The organism is Delftia sp. WSY_22, assembly GCF_043104185.1.
In the GTDB taxonomy this organism is placed as follows: Bacteria; Pseudomonadota; Gammaproteobacteria; order Burkholderiales; family Burkholderiaceae_C; genus Comamonas; species Comamonas tsuruhatensis.
The window spans coordinates 70595-88988 of record NZ_JBICKN010000026.1; the positions used below are offsets into that span (position 1 = coordinate 70595).

General features: G+C 66.5%; 18 protein-coding genes. 10 read left to right on the plus strand and 8 right to left on the minus strand.

The window, feature by feature from the left end; all coding sequences use genetic code 11:
* Positions 1–287: 287 nt before the first annotated feature.
* The 4 genes from ACF8NF_RS14095 to ACF8NF_RS14110 all read left to right on the plus strand — a co-directional run bounded on the left by ACF8NF_RS14095 (position 288) and on the right by ACF8NF_RS14110 (position 3069).
* On the plus strand, positions 288–683 hold the full coding sequence (locus ACF8NF_RS14095; protein WP_046988079.1) for a hypothetical protein: 396 nt from the start codon (positions 288–290) through the stop codon (positions 681–683).
* Positions 680–1129 (plus strand): hypothetical protein, encoded by a 450-nt coding sequence (locus tag ACF8NF_RS14100; protein WP_016449524.1) that lies wholly within the window; start codon positions 680–682, stop codon positions 1127–1129. The genes ACF8NF_RS14095 and ACF8NF_RS14100 overlap by 4 nt, the downstream gene beginning before the upstream one ends.
* Complete coding sequence (locus tag ACF8NF_RS14105; protein WP_277849140.1) at positions 1129–2109, plus strand: CBASS cGAMP-activated phospholipase; 981 nt, start codon at positions 1129–1131, stop codon at positions 2107–2109. The genes ACF8NF_RS14100 and ACF8NF_RS14105 overlap by 1 nt, the downstream gene beginning before the upstream one ends.
* 363 nt (positions 2110–2472) lie before the next feature.
* Complete coding sequence (locus ACF8NF_RS14110) at positions 2473–3069, plus strand: chalcone isomerase family protein (RefSeq protein ID WP_012202680.1); 597 nt, start codon at positions 2473–2475, stop codon at positions 3067–3069.
* Here ACF8NF_RS14110 and ACF8NF_RS14115 read toward each other — a convergent pair.
* The 8 genes from ACF8NF_RS14115 to ACF8NF_RS14150 form a co-directional block, all read right to left on the minus strand.
* Positions 3044–4459: a HAMP domain-containing sensor histidine kinase gene (locus ACF8NF_RS14115; protein WP_252652286.1), complete on the minus strand. Its 1416-nt coding sequence runs from the start codon at positions 4457–4459 to the stop codon at positions 3044–3046. The genes ACF8NF_RS14110 and ACF8NF_RS14115 overlap by 26 nt on opposite strands.
* Entirely contained in the window at positions 4428–5114 is a 687-nt protein-coding gene (locus tag ACF8NF_RS14120) for a response regulator transcription factor (protein ID WP_013804692.1), read from the minus strand. Before ACF8NF_RS14120 ends, ACF8NF_RS14115 begins: the two co-directional genes overlap by 32 nt.
* Positions 5092–5592: a hypothetical protein gene (locus ACF8NF_RS14125; protein WP_016453971.1), complete on the minus strand. Its 501-nt coding sequence runs from the start codon at positions 5590–5592 to the stop codon at positions 5092–5094. Before ACF8NF_RS14125 ends, ACF8NF_RS14120 begins: the two co-directional genes overlap by 23 nt.
* 170 nt (positions 5593–5762) lie before the next feature.
* Entirely contained in the window at positions 5763–6455 is a 693-nt protein-coding gene (locus ACF8NF_RS14130; RefSeq protein ID WP_016450790.1) for a hypothetical protein, read from the minus strand.
* Positions 6456–6699: 244 nt separating this feature from the next.
* Positions 6700–7995: a polyamine aminopropyltransferase gene (gene speE / locus ACF8NF_RS14135; RefSeq protein WP_017404895.1), complete on the minus strand. Its 1296-nt coding sequence runs from the start codon at positions 7993–7995 to the stop codon at positions 6700–6702.
* A 147-nt stretch (positions 7996–8142) separates the two neighbouring features.
* Positions 8143–8820 carry a phosphoglycolate phosphatase gene (locus tag ACF8NF_RS14140; protein ID WP_026062241.1) on the minus strand — a complete coding sequence of 226 codons (678 nt, stop codon included), beginning with the start codon at positions 8818–8820 and terminating at the stop codon, positions 8143–8145.
* Positions 8821–8972: 152 nt separating this feature from the next.
* Entirely contained in the window at positions 8973–10727 is a 1755-nt protein-coding gene (locus ACF8NF_RS14145) for a methyl-accepting chemotaxis protein (RefSeq protein WP_392450746.1), read from the minus strand.
* Positions 10728–10798: 71 nt separating this feature from the next.
* Entirely contained in the window at positions 10799–11275 is a 477-nt protein-coding gene (locus ACF8NF_RS14150) for a chemotaxis protein CheW (protein WP_026062243.1), read from the minus strand.
* 332 nt (positions 11276–11607) lie between these two features.
* Between ACF8NF_RS14150 and ACF8NF_RS14155 the strand changes: the two genes are divergently transcribed.
* The 6 genes from ACF8NF_RS14155 to ACF8NF_RS14180 form a co-directional block, all read left to right on the plus strand.
* Complete coding sequence (locus tag ACF8NF_RS14155; RefSeq protein WP_392450747.1) at positions 11608–13305, plus strand: methyl-accepting chemotaxis protein; 1698 nt, start codon at positions 11608–11610, stop codon at positions 13303–13305.
* A 74-nt stretch (positions 13306–13379) separates the two neighbouring features.
* Positions 13380–14630, plus strand: coding sequence for an HD-GYP domain-containing protein (locus tag ACF8NF_RS14160; protein WP_392450748.1), 1251 nt, complete (start codon positions 13380–13382; stop codon positions 14628–14630).
* Between the two features lie 211 nt (positions 14631–14841).
* Positions 14842–15213 carry a response regulator transcription factor gene (locus ACF8NF_RS14165; protein ID WP_017404901.1) on the plus strand — a complete coding sequence of 124 codons (372 nt, stop codon included), beginning with the start codon at positions 14842–14844 and terminating at the stop codon, positions 15211–15213.
* Positions 15213–15977, plus strand: coding sequence for an HD-GYP domain-containing protein (locus ACF8NF_RS14170; RefSeq protein WP_016450587.1), 765 nt, complete (start codon positions 15213–15215; stop codon positions 15975–15977). Before ACF8NF_RS14165 ends, ACF8NF_RS14170 begins: the two co-directional genes overlap by 1 nt.
* 9 nt (positions 15978–15986) lie before the next feature.
* Positions 15987–16826: an ABC transporter substrate-binding protein gene (locus ACF8NF_RS14175; RefSeq protein WP_016450588.1), complete on the plus strand. Its 840-nt coding sequence runs from the start codon at positions 15987–15989 to the stop codon at positions 16824–16826.
* Positions 16827–16850: 24 nt separating this feature from the next.
* On the plus strand, positions 16851–18394 hold a 1544-nt coding region (locus tag ACF8NF_RS14180; protein ID WP_392450749.1), incomplete at its 3' end, for a PAS domain S-box protein.

Genomic DNA, 18394 nt, shown 5'->3' on the forward strand with positions numbered 1-18394 from the left:
ATTCATTCGATTGGCCCGTAGGGCCTCGGGTGCACGCCGGGTCGCGCCCCGGGTGCTTCAGCTGTTCAGTTGGACAGGCTTGCGCCAGGGCCAGGCTCCCCGGTCTCCACAACCTGCAATGAACATGCGATGAATGAACATAGCGGGCAAGTGTAGCGCAGACGCGGCGGGGTACAAGTGCGGGCCGGCGCCTTGCGCGGGCGCCGCAGGGGCCTGCCATGGCCACAATTGACACCCTGGTCAGCCTGACCAACAATGGCAGCACAACCTGACCAGAAAGGTCGATCATGCCGTCCCATTTCTCCGCCCGCACCGACGCTGCCTTGCCCGAGGGCGAACGCGACCCGCTGAACCGCGCCCTGCGGGACCTGAGCCATCAGGTCGGATCGGCCATGCCGCGCAACACCACGCCCATGCCGATCTCGGTCTTCAAGGCGCAGTACGGCGCGGTGCTCAGGCAGGCCGATCACGACGGGGTGGCCCTCATCTCCCAGGGCCGCAAGCGCTACGTGATCGTCAGCGAGGAGCACATGGTGGCCCTGTCCGCCAACGAACGCGCCCCCCGCACGGTGGCCGACATCTGCCGGTCCCTGCCGCTGCCGCGCCAGGCCGTGGATCTGTCCGCTGCGCAGATGTCCGGGGCGCGCGGCGATATCGACGTACCCGCCCGGCGCGCGCCATGAGCCGCTACCTGCTGGGCCCCCGCTGCCTGCTGTGGATGGCGAACCAGGAACCCGCAACGCTGCAATGGTTCTCCACCATCCGGCCGCTGGACTGCATCGTCAGCGACCTGTCCATGGCCATCGCCAAGGCGGCCGTGGCCGAGGCATTCCATGACCTGCGCGACCGCAACGAGTGGTTCTCCCTGCTCGATGCGCTGTACGCCAATCTGCGCGCCGAAGGCGCTTCCATGCTGACCAGCGTGGACAACAAGGTGCTGGAGCGCTTCATCGAATGGCGCAACTTCGCGCCGCTGGACAGCCAGGGCCCGCAGGGCACGGCGCCGCTGGCGCAGGACCTGCGGCTGCTCATCGCCACGGCCGACCTGCTCAAGGTCTGCTACACCGAGCCCGCCAACCTCTACCTGACGCAGGCCGCCGCCCGTGGCGTTGCCGTGCACGCGCTGTGATGGACTTCGACGTACCGCCCCTGTCCAGCGCGGTGCGCCAGGGCCTGCGCCGGCGCCGGGTCGTCCTGAGCCTGTCGGGCGGCGGCTATCGCGGCCTGTTCAGCGCCCATGTGCTGGAGCGCATCCACCGCGAATTCGGCAACGGCGACCTGCTGGAGAAAGTGGACCTGTTCGCCGGCACCTCCATCGGCGCCATCATCGCCACCGCCCTGGCCAGCGGCTGCCAGCCCGCGCGCATCAAGCAACTGCTGCTGGACCACGGCCCCGCCATCTTTCCCTCCAAATGGCTGCCCGGCCTGCGCCAGGCCATGGGCAAGGCGCTCTATGACAGCGCCCCGCTGCGCGCAGCGATCAAGGAGGCCATGCCGCAAGCGGAGCAGTCCGCCCTGGGGCAACTGCAGGTGCCGCTGCTGCTGCCCGCCGTGAACTGGAATTCATCGCAGCTGCACCTGTTGGCCAGCGGCGCCCTGCCCGACAGGGACCGGCTGGGCCTGACGCTGATGGACGCCATGCTGGCCTCATCGGCCGCCCCCACCTACTTTCCTGCGCACGCCGCAGCAGGCCATGTCTTCGTGGACGGCGGACTCGCCGCCAACGCGCCCGACCTGCTGGCCCTGCAAGCCGCCCGCCAACTCTGGGGGCCAGCGGCCGACATCGTGATGATCAGCGTAGGCACCGCCAACCCCCAGCAGGGCCAGGACCCCGTGGCCATGCCCCGGCGCGGGCTGACCCTGGTCAAGCCCCTGCTGGAACTGGTCATGGCCGCCCAGGAGGTCCAGGCCGTCAAGGCGGCCCGCCAGGAACTGGGCACCAGCAGCTACCTGCGCCTGAACTTCACGCAGCCCGCAGCCCAGCAAAAGCGCCTGGGCCTGGACATCGCCAACGCCGACAGCACCCGGCTGCTGCAGGCCCTGGGCGACGAATGCATCGCCGCCCTCACGGAGCAGGAAAAGACGCTGCTGAAGAACGTCCTGGGCTGAAACGCCCAAGGCTTCTCGCCCACCCGGCCGAGCGCAGCGAAGGCCCGCACCCACTCCCCGTATGTCCGCGCTGCCCGCGCCTGCCCCGCAGCGCAGCGAAGGGGTCGCGGACATTCGGGCGCTTTTCTTTGCTCACTTTCTTGTAGCAAGACAAGAAAGTGAGTCGGCCGCCGGGCCGAAACCCGGCCTCGAAAAGAAACGCCCCGACAGGGGCTTGCAAAGAGACTCAGCGCGGAAACGCCGCCAAAGCAGCGCCATCCACCGGCCCGCGAAAACCCTGTTGCCACCCCTCTCCAATCCCCACAACATCTCGCCCGGACGTAACAAACCGCAACCGGGCCACAGCCCCCCGCAGGAGACACCATGACCGCCTTGCCCCGCTGGATGAAGACAGCCGCCCTGGCCATGGCGCTGGCGATGCCGCTGGCCGCCACAGCCCAGGAGCCGCCGCGCACCGTCGCGGGCGTGGCCTATCCAGCCCAGGCGGGGGTGGGCGGCCAGACGCTGCAGCTCAATGGCGCGGGCATTCGCTACAAGGCCATCTTCAAGGTCTACACGGCGGGCCTGTACCTGGAAAAGCCGGCCGCCAGCCTGCAGGAGATCGCGGCCCTGCCCGGCCCCAAGCGCGTGAGCGTGACCATGCTGCGCGAGATCGATTCGGCCGAGCTGGGCAAGCTGTTCGCGCGCGGCATCGAGGACAACATGGAGCGCGCGCGCTTCTCGCGCCTGGTGCCCGGCGTGCTGCGCATGAGCGACATCTTCACGCAGCACAAGAAGCTGCTGCCGGGCGAGAACTTCTCGGTGGACTGGGTGCCGGGCCAGGGTGCCCAGGTCTTTGTCAAGGGCCAGGCCCAGGGCGCGCCCTTCCAGGAGCCCGAGTTCTTCCAGGCGCTGCTGGGCATCTGGCTGGGCCCGCACCCGGCCGACGAGCAACTCAAGAAGGCATTGCTGGGCGGTTGAACGGCGGGGCGGGCTCCTGCACGGGCCCGGCAAAGCGCGCCTGGATCTCCAGCCCCGTGGCACCGGGCAGGGCCGTGAGCGTCCAGCCGTGGGCGCGCGCAATCTCCAGGCAGATGGGCAGGCCCAGGCCCGCACCCAGGTCGCGCCGCTCGCTGCTGCGCCAAAAGCGCTCGAAGATGCGCGGCAGGTCCTCGGGCGGCACGCCACGGCCCTGGTCCAGCACCGAAAAGCCCAGGCCGCAGGCCTTCACGGTGACGGTGGCGCCCTGCGGGCTGTGCTGCACGGCGTTCTCGATCAGGTTCTTGAGCAGCACGAACAGCGCGCCCCGGTCGGCACGCCAGGCAGGCGAGCCGTCCTTGACCTCGCAGTGGATGTGCACGCCGCATTTTTCGGAGGCGCGGGCCATGAAGTCGCAGACCTCGCCAATGATGTCGGCCGGCGCAATGTCTTCCATGCGGTAGCGCTGGTGTTCGCAGACCTCGGCCAGGTGCAGCAGTTGCTGGACCTGGCGCGCCATGTGGTCCACGTCCTTGAGCAGCTCGGGGCTGCGCCGGTCCTCGGGCTCCAGCTCGATCTGCACGCGCATCAGGGCCAGCGGCGTCTTGAGCTCATGCGCGGCCATGGACAGGAATTCCTGCTGGTTCCGGAAGCCGGCCTGCAGCCGGTCCAGCACGTGGTTGAAGGCCTCGACCAGGGGCGCGAACTCGCGCGGCAGGTCCTTGGGCTGCAGGCGCGTGCCCAGCGTCTGCGGGGTGATGCGCTGGGCATCCTGCGCGGCCACGCCCAGCGGCCTGAGCATGCGCTGCAGCGTGCGGTGCGTGGAGAACAGGAACACGACCAGGAAGACCACGCCGATGGCCACCATGCCGCGCCACAGCGCGGGCAGGCCCACCGATTCGCGCAGCCAGTCCACCATGCGGTCGCTGACGGCTATCTGCACGTGCCACGTCGTGCCGTCGTGGACCAGCGTGGCCGTGCCCGCGCGCATGACCACGCCGCCGCGCTCGTAGGCAAAGGCCTTGAGCTCGGGGTCGAAGCCCCGGCCGGTCTGCGTCAGCGGCTGCATTTCGCCGTTGGGGGCGAAAACCACGCGGCCGCGGGCGTCGGTGATGCGCAGCTGCATTTCCTCGCCCAGGCTGGTCAGCATCCAGGCCTTGAGTTCACGCTCGCTGAAACCCTGGGGCACGCCCTTGGCATCGAAGCTCACCCATTCGGCCAGCTTCTCGGCCGCATGCCCCATGCCGCGCTGCAGCGCATAGCTGTCGAAAGGCTTGGCGACGAGGATCACCAGCGCGCCGACCAGCAGCGCGCTGAACACCATGCTCAACCCATAGACGGCCAGCAGCCGCGAGCGCAGGCTACCGGGCCAGCAAAGGTTCGCGAAGCGCATAGCCCTGACCCCGGATGTTGACGATTTCCATGCACGAGCCGGCCGCGGCCAGCTTGCGGCGCAGCCGGTGCAGGGCCACATCGAGGGCGTTGGGCGTGACCACGCTGCTCATGCCCCAGGCCGCCGCCTCCAGCGTGGAGCGGCGCACCGTGGCGCCGGCCTTTCGCACCAGGCTGAGCATGATCTGCAGCTCCGCCGGCGGCAGCGCGATGGCCGAGCCCGCGCAGTGCATGCAGGCCTGCTGCGGGCTGATGCTGATGTCGCCCAGCTGCGGCGCCAGCTCCTGCACCAGGGCCGGGCGGCGCAGCAGGGCGCGCACGCGGGCAATCAGCTCTTCCATGGGAAAGGGCTTGGTCAGGTAGTCGTCGGCACCGGCTTCCAGGCCGCCCACGCGGTCGCTGAGCGCGTCCCGGGCCGTGAGCATCAGGCAGGGCGTGGAGCGGCCTGCGGCGCGCAGGCGCTGCACCAGTTGCAGGCCGTCGCCATCGGGCAGGCCGCGGTCGATGACGATGACGCCGTAGTCGATGTCCTGCAGGGCCAGCCAGGCCGTGGAGATCTGGTGGAAGACATCGGTCTCTATGCCGGAGTTGGCCAGCGAGCGGCTGACCAGCGTGGCCAGCCTGGCATGGTCCTCAATTAATGCGATGCGATTCATGGTTTCCGTCGTTGCCGCACAGGGACAGCAAATGCTCCCTGATCCCGGTGATGCGCTGGGGCGCCATGGGCTCGACCAGCACATGGATGACCCACAGGTCCTCGACCATGGCGCGGCATTGCAGGGCGATGTCCTCGGGCACCAGATCGTCGGCGCAGGCCGCGTCCACGAAATCAAACCATATGTTCTGGAATCTTGCGCGGGTCAGCAACTGTGCGGCCGTCTTCTGGCCGCGCTGGCGGGACAGGGCATGGTCGCAGACGCAGCGGATATAGGCGCGCAGGTGGCGTGCGGGGCCTGGCGGCTCCTCGGCCAGCGCCTGCAGCAGGTCCTCGCGGAACTTGAGGATAAGCAACTCGAAGATCGTCTCCAGCCGCACGGCACGGTGCTGGCTGCATTCTTGGAAGCGCGAACCCAGGGAATACGCCTGGCCCGCCGCCTGGATACCTATCACGTCCTGGTAGATGGAGGCTTGCATTGCGATGGCACGTTCTGTCGTTTCAGGCTCCGTCGGTCCGCCGCGAGAGCGGCAAACCTTCGGGGAAAACGGCCATGCTCCCCGATTGCGTCTTACTGGCGACTTACCGGCCCCTGAATCTGCCCCATTACACCGGGAATATGCAGGCGGCCGGTTTGATCAATATTGGCTCAAATATCTTCCTGCCAGCCAGCAACATACCTGACCAGCGCCCACTGTGCCAGCCACAGTGCCATATATCCAAATGTCTCCACCAGCTCCTCCAGCACGATCACCTGATAATCAAACCATTGCTGCAGGACAATGAAACCATGACCTTCCGCATTGGTGGATATCACCATAGCCGCGACAAATGTCGCCAGGCTGAATATCGGCAGCGCCTTCTCGCGCACCAGGCGCTTGATGACCTTGTTCCAGACACCGTGGCGCACAAACCAATAGCAGCACAGCAGCAGCATGGCGCCCACCACCCATTTGACGGCGGGCCGGTACCACAGCACCTGGGAGCTGATCACCGGCCCCCACTTGCCAGCCTCCAGGCTGGGCAGGAAAGCTGCGCCCCAGGCCAGTTCACGCCCCAGAAAAGCCAGCCAGAACAGGGAGGCGATCCACCACAGTGGCGCTGCAAAGGAGCCTTTTTGCCGCCGCGCCGCAACCAAGGCCGCCACCATGCCCAGCAGCAGGGTCACGGCCTGGATATTCTCCAGGAATCCATTTTCCCAGCTCAGGCTTTGCGGCAATACAAAGCTCAGGGGAAAGCTCAATACCAGCCCTGCCAACAAAGCCCAATTCCAAAGCCGCAGCAAGGAATCATCATGGTATTTGGACGCGGATATTCTTGTTTTTGAAAGGGAAGCAGTCATTTTGATACAGGGCGTCTGGCGCTTTATCTGTTGATATGGTTTTTGCAAGCACGCAATATCCCGGAAATACTTACCAGGAAGCCGGAAAAATGGCGGGCGCACGGGCCTTCCCGCCGTTTTTCATTACAGCAGACTTGCCACCAGATTGCAGCACTGTGTCAAATTTGCCCTGCCGGGCGCGCAGTTGCCACCGCAGCCCGGCCAGGGCGGGCCGGGCTCGGCCCGTTGCCAGAACGGGCCGAGCTCAGGCGACGCGGACCGCGCGCGGGGGCAGCGCCGCCAGGGGCGCGGGCTGCACCAGGTCGCGGTAATAGTTGGGCAGCGCGAACAGTGCGGGGTGCACTTCGGCGTTGTAGTAGCGCAGGTCGGGCAGGCGGCGCTCGGCCAGGCGCTGGCGCAGCTGGGCGGGGGGCAGCGCCGCCGCGTCCAGCGTGTCGGAGGCCACGGCCAGGCCCCAGTAGGCGCCGTACAGGGGGATGTACAGGCCGTAGCAGCGCACGATGGCAAAGCGCTCGCGCAGGCTGGCCACCAGCCGCGCCACCTGCTCGCCATGGAAGACGGGGCTGCCCAGGTGCAGCACCAGGGCGCCGCCCGGCGCCAGCACGCGCTTCATGCGCGCCAGGGCCTGGTCGGAGTACAGCGCGCTGGCAGGCGTGTCGGGGTCGGTGAGGTCCATCAGAGCGAGGTCGAAGCGTTCTTCGGTGCGCTCCACCATGGCCATGCCGTCGCCTATGCGCAGCTGCAGGCGCGGGTCATCGAACACGCCCAGATGCACCTGCTGCAGGTGCGTGCGCGCGGCCTGGACCACGGCCTCGTCCAGCTCGGCCACCACCACCTGCTCCATGGACGGGTGCTTGAGCAGTTCCTCGGCTGCGCCGCCATCGCCGCCGCCCAGGATCAGCGCCTTGCGCGGCGCCGGGTGGGCCAGAGCAGCGGGGTGGACCAGGGCCTCGTGGTAGAAGAATTCCTCGCCTTCGGAGGTCATGAAGCGGCCATCCAGTCGCAGCACCTTGCCGAACTGCGGCGTGTGCAGCAGCTCCAGCTCCTGATGGGGCGTCTGCACGGTTTCGCGCCGCGTGGCGCGCCAGCCAAAGCGCGCATGGGGCGTGAGCGCCTCCAGCGCCCAATCGCCCTCATCGGCCGCCGCCTCGTCCTTGGCGCCGGGGCCGATGTCGCCACGCATGAGCTGCTGGCGCACCACGCGGCCCGGCGCGTAGGCGGCGATCACGCCCTCCATCAGCGCGCGGGCCTTGCCCGAGTTGTCGGCGGAGAAATTGCAGACGTAGACATCGACGGTGACGCAGCCGGTCTCGGGCCAGGTGTGTATGGCCAGGTGCGATTCAGCCAGCAGCACGGTGCCGGTCACGCCGCCGGGCTGCCCCTGGTAATCAGGGAACTTGACCCAGCGGTCCTCCACCAGGGTCAGGCCGGCCTGCGCGGTCTGTGCGCGGCACAGGGCGGCGATGGCATCGGCGTCGAGCATATGGCGCTCGTCGCCCTGGCATTGGTAGAGATCGGCGGTCAGGTGCAGTCCGTGCATGTCGCGTGCTTCCTCCTTGTCTGTGGCCGGATCGCGGCCAGGATGGCAAAGCAGACGACTCTAGCAAAAACATAAATCGCACCGTCAAAGTGCGTTAACCATCGCCAAATCCCATTCTTTTTCCAACAAATTTGGAGGCTGCGCGTCTCAGGCCAGTTCGGTCAGCGCATCGACGAAGCCATCGGCATCGACCTGGCGCACGGGCTGGCCGTGGTTGTAGCCGTAGCTGACCAGCACCACGGGGCAGCCCGCGGCGCGCGCGGCCTGGGCGTCGTTGCTGGAGTCGCCCAGCATCAGCGTGCGCGCGGGGGAGGTGCCCAGGGCCTCGCAGGTCTTGAGCAGGGGCAGCGGGTCGGGCTTCTTGCGCTCAAAGGAATCGCCGCCGAAGACCTGCTCGAACAGCGGTGCCAGGCCTTTTTGCTCCAGCAGCGGCCGGGCGAAGGACAGCGGCTTGTTGGTCAGGCAGGCCAGGCGCAGGCCGCGCGCGCGCAATGCCTGCAGGCCTTCGAGCACGCCCGGGTAGACATCGGCGAACTGACCGTTGAGCTGCAGGTAGTGGTGCTCGTAGCGCTGCCAGGCCTGGCCGTAGATGGCATCCACATCGGCCGCGCCCACATGGGCCAGCACCGAGCGGATCAGGTGCTCCGAGCCCTTGCCCACCATGTTCTCTATGGCCTGCGGGGCGATGGCCGGCAGTTGCAGGTCCGCCAGCATGCGGTTGAGGGCTTCGGCGAAGTCGCCCAGGGTGTTGACCATGGTGCCGTCGAGATCGACGATGGCGGCATCCAGGTGCGTGGGGTTCAACGGAATAAGGTTTGCAATCATGGCCATGGAGTATCGATAACCGGGGGCTGCCTGCGCAGGAACAGCGCTGAAAATATCAGAACTTGCACGGGCCCTGGACTTGGGCCCTGCGGCTCCTGGCAGACCCGGCATGGCGGCGGCCGCGCACCCCGGCGCACGCAAGGGGCCGTTGATCAGAACGACACCCAGTCGTCCTGCTCCTGCGCTTGCGCCTGCTTGTGCGCAGGGCTCACCGGGCTCACGGGGCGCAGCACGGGCCGGGCAGCCTGGCGGGCGGGGAGCGCCGCTTTCGCGGGTGCCGGATTGCGCGCCTGCACCGTCGGCTGCGACAGCGGCGGTGTCGAGGCAGGCTGTGCCGCCTGGCCGCCCAGCTGGAAGATCGACACGGCCTGAACCAGCTGCTGTGCCTGCGTTCTGAGGCTGGCCGCCGCTGCCGCGCTTTCCTCCACCAGCGCCGCATTCTGCTGCGTGACCTGGTCCATCTGGCTGACGGCCTTGCCGACCTGCGCCACCCCCGCGCTTTGCTCATCGCTGGCACTGCTGATCTCCCCCATGAGGTCGGTCACGCGCTGGATGGACTGCAGCACCTGCGCCATGGTGGCGCCAGCCTGGTCGGCCAGCTCGGTGCCCTGCTTGACCCGTGTGGTGCTGGTGGCGATGAGCTGCTTGATTTCCCGGGCGGCCTGCGCGCTGCGCTGCGCCAGGTTGCGCACCTCACCGGCCACCACGGCAAAGCCCTTGCCCTGCTCGCCTGCGCGCGCAGCCTCGACTGCGGCATTGAGCGCCAGGATGTTGGTCTGGAACGCGATGCCGTCGATCACGCCCACGATTTCGCCGATCTGGCGCGAACTTTCGCTGATGTCCTGCATCGCATTGACGACCTCCTGCACGGAGCCGCCGCCCTTGGTGGCCACCTGGCTTGCACCCAGGGCGAGTTGATTGACCTGCCTGGCGTTGTCCGCGTTCTGCCTGACGGTGGTCGACAGCTGCTCCATCGACGCTGCAGTTTCCTGCAAGGCACTGGCCTGCTGTTCCGTGCGCTGGCTCAAGTCGGCATTGCCGTTGGCGATCTCCGTGCTGCCGCCAGCGATCCCATCGGCATTTTTGCGAACCTCATGAACGACCGAGGCCAGGCTCTGGAGCATGGCATTGAGCGATGCCAGGACGCTGCCTTCGGGGGCCTGGTGGCGCAGCAGTTCAGGGCTGAGATTGCCTTGGGCGATCTGTTGGGCGACATTGCCCAGTTGCGCAGGCTCTGCGCCCAGGGAGCGCGTCAGGCCTCGTGCTATCCGCCAGCCCATCAGGACAGCCAGGAAAATGGCGACCATGCTTGCGGCGATCAGCATGTTCCTGCGGTAAACGTAGGCCTGCGCTGCCTGTTCAATCATCTGTCGCGACCGTGCGCGGGTCAGTTCACTGTACTGGCGAGTGGTCTCGGTCAACTCCGCTAACAAGGGCCGACACTCGTCGTTCATCTTGCGGACCGCTACATCCTTTTTATTTTGCAGAGCCAGGGCCACGATGTCGGTGGCTACCGGTCCGTAGCGCCGCTCCACATCAGCAATGCTGGTCACCAGATTGCGCGCATCGGCAGCGGCTTCCGTTGACTCCGCTGCGGCCTGGAGCTCGGTCAGCCAGGCCTTGACGTCGGCGTGTGCTGAGGTGAGAGCGCCTTTCTCCTTCTCCAGGTCTGCGGGCGATGTGACCAGCACCAAGTTACGCACCGCGATAGCTCGTCGATCCACGGCTGTGCGAACCTTCTCGGCCAAGGTTGCTCGGGCGTTGATACCGTCGACAAAGTGGACAAGATTTTGATTTGCCTCGCTCAGCGCCTGCAGGGCGAGAAGTGCCACAACCATGGTGAGAAGCGCGAGGGAACTGAAGGCCACGGAAAATTTGGTCTTGACAGTCCAGAAGCGAGGATTCATGGCACGTCTCCAATGAGATATGAAAATTTGCGGTGTACGAGCGGGGACCGGGACGTGCCGGAGCAAATTGCTCAGTTCGCAGCGCAGTCCGGCAGGGCTGCCGTGGCCGTCGCCAGGAGCTTGTCGGCATCGATGAGCAGCAGCGAACGCTCCTCGAGCACGCCCATGGCCAGCAGGCAGTCATTGACCAGGCCCCCGCCCATGGCGGGCACGGCGCGCAGGTCCTGCGGCATGAGCGTCACCACGTCGGTGACACCCTCCACCACCATGCCCGTCACTCCGCCAGGCAGGCGCAGCATGATGGTCACGGTGCAGGCGTCGTACGGCTTGGCCGCAAGCCCCAGCCTGAGCCGCAGATCGATGACGGGAATGACCTCCCCGCGCAGTTCCAGCACGCCGTTGAAGTAGGCGGGGCCATTGGCAATGCGCATGGGCGACTCGTAGGACCGGATCTCCTGCACTTGCAGCAGATCGATGCCGAACTCCTCATCGTCCACAAGGAAGGAAAGCCATTGCCTGGCGGTGTCGGTTGTCAGTGTAGGTGGCATCTTCATCACTCCAATCAAATTTATTTGATGAATTTGATAAAAATTTAACAGAGAGAAAAGAACAGCACAACTGGTTGTTACATTTTTGGGGTGTGTTGATGCTCGACACGTGAGCCAGGCGGAGCGCGTCGCCAAGCGCTGCCGGGCTGTGGCGACGGCTTGCCCAAGGGGATAGAGGACTGCGAGGCGGCTCGGCGCAGCGGATCCCGGGCAATGGCCTAGCGAGACTGAATTGATAAATTCAATTCCTCAAGATGGATGCAAGCTTGGTAAATTATCAATTACATCATATTGATCAAAGATTTCCGACCGCATCTCAGGAGACCCCCACCATGTTCCTCCGCCTTCTGTCCATCCGCACACGGCTCATCGCTGCCTTCACCCTGCTCCTGCTGCTGCTGAGCACGGTCGCGGCCATCGGCTCACTGCAGATCGCCCGGGTCCAGTTCAATGCCAACGACCTGGGCACCAACTGGCTGCCTTCCACCAATGCGCTGGCCTCGATTCGGGCCACAGCCAATGAAGCCCGCCGCGCCACCCTTCGCCATGTGATTGAGGAGTCTGTACCGGGCAAGCAGGCTCAGGAAGAGGCGCTGGCGAAGGCCGAGAAAGCCCTAGAGTCGGAGTTCTCCACCTACGAAAAGCTCATTTCCTCCCCTGAGGAAAAGAAGCTGTACGACAAGATGCGCGTAATTTGGGACGCCGTCGTACTGGAAGATAGGAAGGTGCTGGAGCTGTCCAAGGCCGGGCCGGAGCAGTCGGCCCAGGCGCGTGGCCAAGCCACGGGATCTGCGACCCAGGTCTTCACCGATTTCATGGACGTCGTGGGCCAGGACATCGCGCTGAACCAGGAGGGCGGGCGCAAGGCCACCGAGCAGGCCGAGAAGGACTATTACCTGGCGCTGTACCTGCTCGGCGGGCTGGCCACGCTGGCGGTGTCCCTGGGCGCCGTGCTGGCCTGGGCCATCACGCGCTCGATCACCGAGCCCCTGCACATGGCGGTCTCGGTGGCGGACACCGTGGCGCGGGGCGACCTCACGGCCAGCATCGTGGTGCAGGGCCGGGATGAGCCCGCCCGGCTGCTGGGCGCGATGCGCGACATGAACGGCAAGCTTCGCGAGATCATGGCAAGCATTCGCCTCAGCAGCGACAGCATTGCGACGGGATCGAGCGAGATCGCCTCCGGCAGCCTGGACCTGAGCCAGCGCACCGAGCAGCAGGCCAGCAACCTCGAGGAGACGGCCGCATCGATGGAGGAGCTCACGGCCACGGTGCGCACGAATGCGGACACGGCCCAGCAGGCCAGCAAGGTGGCTTCGGCCGCGTCGGCCTCGGCTGCCGAGGGAGGCCAGTCCGTGGCCCTGGTGGTGCATACCATGCAGGACATCTCGCAGGCCTCGCGCAAGATCGCCGAGATCACGAACGTCATCGACGCCATTGCCTTCCAGACCAATATCCTGGCGCTCAACGCTGCCGTGGAGGCCGCGCGGGCCGGCGAACAGGGCCGGGGCTTCGCGGTGGTCGCCAGCGAGGTGCGCGCGCTGGCCCAGCGCTCGGGCACGGCGGCCCGCGAGATCAAGGAGCTGATCGGTGCCAACCTGGAAAAGGTCGACCAAGGCACCCAGGTGGCGACCCGGGCTGGCGAGCAGATGGGCCGCATCGTGGAGCAGGTGCGCAGCGTGGACACCATGATCGGCGAGATCTCCAGCGCATCGGCCGAGCAGGCGGTAGGCATCCGGCAGGTCGGCGAGGCGGTGAGCCAGCTGGACCAGATGACGCAGCAGAACGCGGCGCTGGTCGAGCAAAGCTCGGCCGCTGCGGGCAGCCTGGAGCAGCAGGCCGCTTCTCTGGCGCAGATCGTCTCCACATTCAGGATGCACCCCGAGCATGGGGCAAGCCACCCCGCCGCGCCGCGTGCCGCCAACGTCCAGGCCATGGGGCCCAGGCAAGCGCTGCCGGCCATTCAGGCACGCGTATCGCCGGCCCGTGCGCAACCGCAGGTCAAGGAGGAGGAATGGGCGGCCTTCTGACCTGGATCCGTACAGAAGCAAGGAAATGGCGGCAAGATGACGTATTCATGTGAACCGTTGCGGGGCCCTTGTTCATGATCAAGCGCATCAGTGTGCGGCAGCTGCGGCTGGGCATGTTTCTGGAGAGCTTTTGCGGCAGCTGGATGGAGCATCCGTTCTGGCGCAGCCGCTTCAGGCTGGAAGACCCTGCCGACCTGGCGAGGATCCTGCACGCCCCCATCCAGGAAGTGTGGATCGATACCGCCAAGGGCCTGGATGTCGCGCAAGACGAGCCGTCTTGCTCGCGCGAGCAGGTGGACACCGTGATCGACGCCCAACTGTCCGAGATCTCGCAACTGGCCGAGTTGGAGTGCGAGCTGCGGCCCGTTGCCTTCGATGAGGAGGTGAAGCGGGCCGCCCGGATCTGCCGCCAGTCCAGGCAGGCGATCACCGCCATGTTCCGCGAGGCGCGCATGGGCAGGGAGATCAACCAGGACGAGGCCCGCTCCGTGGTCGCCGAGGTGTCCGAGTCGATCATCCGCAATCCGTGCGCCTTGGTCAGCATCGCCCGGCTCAAGAGCAGCGACGACTACACCTACATGCACTCGGTGGCGGTCTGCGCCCTGATGATCGTGCTGGCACGCCAGCTCGACCTGCCACCGCAGCAGGTGCGCCAGGCGGGCTATGCGGGGCTGCTGCACGATATTGGAAAGATGGCGATCCCCGCCCCCATCCTGAACAAGCCGGGGCGCCTGACCGACAGGGAGTTTGCCGAGGTCCGCGAGCATCCGGCGCGAGGCCTGGAGCTGCTCCTGGCCGGCGGCGTCGATGATCCGGTGGTGCTGGACGTCTGCCTTCACCATCATGAGAAGGTGGATGGCACAGGCTACCCCCACGGGCTGCGCGGCGAGGACATCAGCCTGTTCGCGAAGATGGGCGCGGTCTGCGATGTCTACGACGCCATCACCTCGGACCGCCCCTACAAGCGTGGCTGGGACCCTGCCGAGGCGGTGCACAAGATGGCCGAATGGAGCGCCGGGCACTTCGACAAGACCGTATTCCAGGCCTTCGTCAAAAGCATAGGCATCTACCCGGTGGGCTCTTTGGTGCGGCTGACAACGGGCAGGCTGGGGGTCGTCGTGGACCCTGGCCGCCAGTCCCTGACCTGTCCGCAGGTCAAGGTGTTCTATTCCACGGCCAGCGGCATGCGGATGGCACCGGAGACCGTTGACCTGGCCCGGCCCGGGTGCCAGGAGAAGATAGCCAGTCGGGAAGACCCCGCGAAATGGGGCTTCACCGACCTCGATGCCCTGTGGAAAGACCCAGCCTGGGAACGGGCCCCATAAAGGCGGGGCTGCCGGCTCCCGCACAGGGGGAAAAGACCTGTTCCCGGCCTGGGGCCGGAACCCGCCCCGCTGCGGGCGGCAGCATCCGGCGCCCACGGGCGTGCAGGCCTGGCAACAGATTTGATAGATAAATTCAATAAAATTTGATTGAATTGATATTTATGATTCACATGCCGGCCCACACCTTTGTTGCGGCATGAAAGATCTCCCCATGCAAAAGATACTGATCGCCGAGGACCATGCCGACATCCGCAAGCTGCTGCGCATGACACTGGAATTCAGCGACTTTGACGTCATAGAGGCTTGCGATGGCGACGAGGCCTGGGCGATGGCCGAGAGGCTCAGGCCCGACATCGTCCTGCTCGACATCATGATGCCGGGCACGCTCGACGGCCTGGAGGTGTGCAGCCGCATCAAGCGCTCCTACGAGCTGCTGCATACGCAGGTCATCCTGCTGACGGCCCGGGGCAGCGCCGAGGACCGCAAGGCGGGCCTGCTGGCCGGAGCCGACGAATACCTGGTCAAGCCCTTCAGCACCCTGAAGCTGCTGGAGACGATCGAAAAGCTCGAGAGGATCGACTGATGGCCCAGTACCAGACCGCCTCCCCCCGGGAGCCATCGCGACGTTTCGATCCTGCGGCCGTGGAGCAGATGGAGCAGCTCATCCAGGACTTCGGCCGCATGTACCGCGAGCGCAACGATCTGCTCAAGGAAGTGACACGCGCCCACCACGAGACCCTGCTGCGCCTGGCCATGGCCGCCGAGTTCAAGGACGACGACACCGGCTCGCACATCATCCGCATCGGCTACCTGTCGGAGGCCTTGGCCCTGCGCCTGGGCTGCCGCATCGAATTCGCCAGCCTGCTGCGCAAGGCGGCCCCGATGCATGACATCGGCAAGGTCGGCATTCCGGACACCATCCTCAAGAAGCAGGGCCCGCTGGATGCGCAGGAGCGCCTGGTCATGAACCGGCATGCCGAGATCGGCGCGCATCTGCTGGGCCAGTCGCGCATCCCGGTGTTCCAGATGGCGGCCGAAATCGCCGCCAGCCACCACGAACGCTTCGACGGCAAGGGCTACCCGCAGGGATTGGCAGGCGAGGACATCCCGCTGTCGGCGCGCATCACCTCCATCGTCGATATCTTCGACGCGCTCACCATGGACCGGGTGTACCGGCCGGCGTTCGGGCGAGCACGGGCCCTGGAGATGATCGCGGCGGAACGGGGCAAGGCCCTGGATCCCGGCATCGTCGACGCGTTCATGGACAACATCGAAGAGCTGGATGCGCTGCGCCTGGCGCTGACCCGGCAGTCCCCGTCCTTCACCGATCTGATCGACACACCCTGAAAGCCCGCCATGCATCCATCATCGACATGTTTCGGCGCACCGTCCCCAAGGCGCGTGCTGGCACGCCTGGCAGCCGTTGCCGGATTGCTGCTGTGTCTGGTGCCATGGTCCGGCTCTGCCGCAGCTGGCGAGGTGCTGGAGCGGATTGCATCCACGGGCGCCCTGCGTGTGTGCATATGGCCCGACTACTACGGCATCACCTTCCGCGACCCACGCACGGGCCGGCTGACGGGCGTGGATGCAGAGCTGTCGGCGGAGCTGGCCAGGGAGCTGGGCGTACGGCTGCAGTATGTGGATTCCTCCTTTCCCAGGCTGATACCTGACCTGCTGGAGTCGCGCTGCGATGTCGCCATGTTCGCCGTGGGCATACTCCCCCAGCGGCAAAAGCAGCTGCGCTTCACGCAGCCCTATCTGAACAGCGACATCTACGGCGTCACCACCAAGAGCAATCAGGCCGTGCAGTCCTGGGCGGACATCGACCAGCCCGGCGTGCAGGTCGCCGTGCAGCGCGGCACCTTCATGGAGCCCGTGATGCGCGAGACGCTCAAGCATGCGCAGATCGTGTCCATCGAGCCGCCCCAGACCCGCGAGAAGGAGCTCATGGCAGGGCGCGTGGATGTGTTCATGACCGACTACCCCTACAGCCGCCGGCTGCTCGACAGCTCCGACTGGGCCCGGTTGATCGCACCGCCCAAGCCGTTCCACGTGCTTCCCTACGGCTATGCAACCAGTCCTGCCGACGCCCAGTGGCTGGCGCGCCTGGACCAGTTCGTCTCCGACATCCGGCGAGACGGCCGCCTGGCCCGGGCAGCGCGCAACCACGGGCTGAGCGCCATCGTCGCGCCTTGAACCCTCCGATGGAGCGCCTTCATCATGTCTGGCCGAGCCGGCACGCATCATTTTCTGGGGGCCAGGCGCAGCGCCCACCTCAAGGCATTGGTGCTGACCTTTGCCCTGTGCGTGCTTGCCGGGCTGGTGCTGTTCGTCTGGAGCCAGCTGCATGCCGAGGCCGAGCAGAGCAAGGCCCAGGCGGCGTTGCTGGCCCGTGTGCTGCAGGATCAGACGAACAAGACCTTCGAGACCGGCGAGGTCGCCCTGGCAAGCCTGGCCAACAACCCGGTCATCCTGTCCGCCGACAGCCCCGGCGCAGCGCGCGAGGCGGCCTTGGCGCAAGTGGTCGGCCAGTTGCCGGTTCTGCGCAGCATGGCGCTGCTCGATGGCAAAGGACGCATCCTGGCGAGCACGCAAGCGGGCGAGGCCGGCCTGCAGATCGAGCTGCACAAGCTGCTGCCTGACAGGGCATCGGCTCCGGTCCCGGGCAAGGTCCAGCTGGGACGCCTGGTCACCGGCCGCAGCCTCTCCTCCCTGGCAGCGGTCCCGCATGCGACACCGCGGGGCGTCCGCTACCTGCCCCAGATCCTCGCATTCAAGCGCGACAACGGCGCACCGGCCGTGCTGGTGGCCCTGATCAATCCTGATGCCTTGGCCAACTTCTACCAGTCCACGCTGGAGTCCCTCAGCTACGAGGCCATGCTGCTGAGCTACGACGGCCAGACGCTGGCCAGCACGAATGCGGGCACCGGCGTGCAGGCGACCGCCGTGCTGCAGACACCGCTGTTCCGGCAATGGCTGCCGCACAGCGAATTCGGCTCCTACGTCGGCGCGGGCATGCTCGGCTCCCATGAGGTCGTGTCCTTTCGCACCGTGCGCAACTGGCCTCTGCTGCTGGTGGTGGAGGAGCCCTACTCGGAGGTGGTCGCGCGCTGGCGCGACAAGGCATTCGCCTTCTTCGTTGCCGGCCTTGCGCTTCTTGCCCTGGTGCTGGGCCTGAGCGGGTCGGTGCTCAAGACCCGCAGGGTCCAGAAGTCGTCCCAGCAGTCCATGGAAAAGGCCCAGGCGCGCCTGGCCCGCAGCGAGCATGAGATGGCCGTGCTCATGCGCAGCGTGCAGGAGCTGATCTTTCGCACCGACATCCAGGGCCGGCTGACCTTCGTGAACGCACGCTGGGAGCAATGGACCGGGCAGCCCAGCGTCGAGGCGCTGGGGCAGCCGCTGGAAGGCATCGCGCGCGAAGCCTGCAGGCCGCAGATCCATGCCCTGCTCGACCCCCAGGCCAAGCTGGCCCTGCGCAACTGCCAGGCCATGTTCCAGCTGCCGGGCCACCGGGAAATACTCTGCGACATCGCCGTCGTCCCCCTGCTGCGCGACGGCCGGCTCGTGGGCTTCGCGGGCAGCGCCGTGGACGTGACGGCCCGCTGGAAGGCCCAGCAGGAACTGCAGACCCAGCTGGCCTTCCAGCACCTGCTGTTCGAGACCACGCCCCTGCCCATGCTGGTCACCGACGCGGACCACCGCGTGGTACTGGTCAACAAGGCCTGGGAGGACTTCTTCGGCCGCGGCCGCTATGCCGTGCTCGG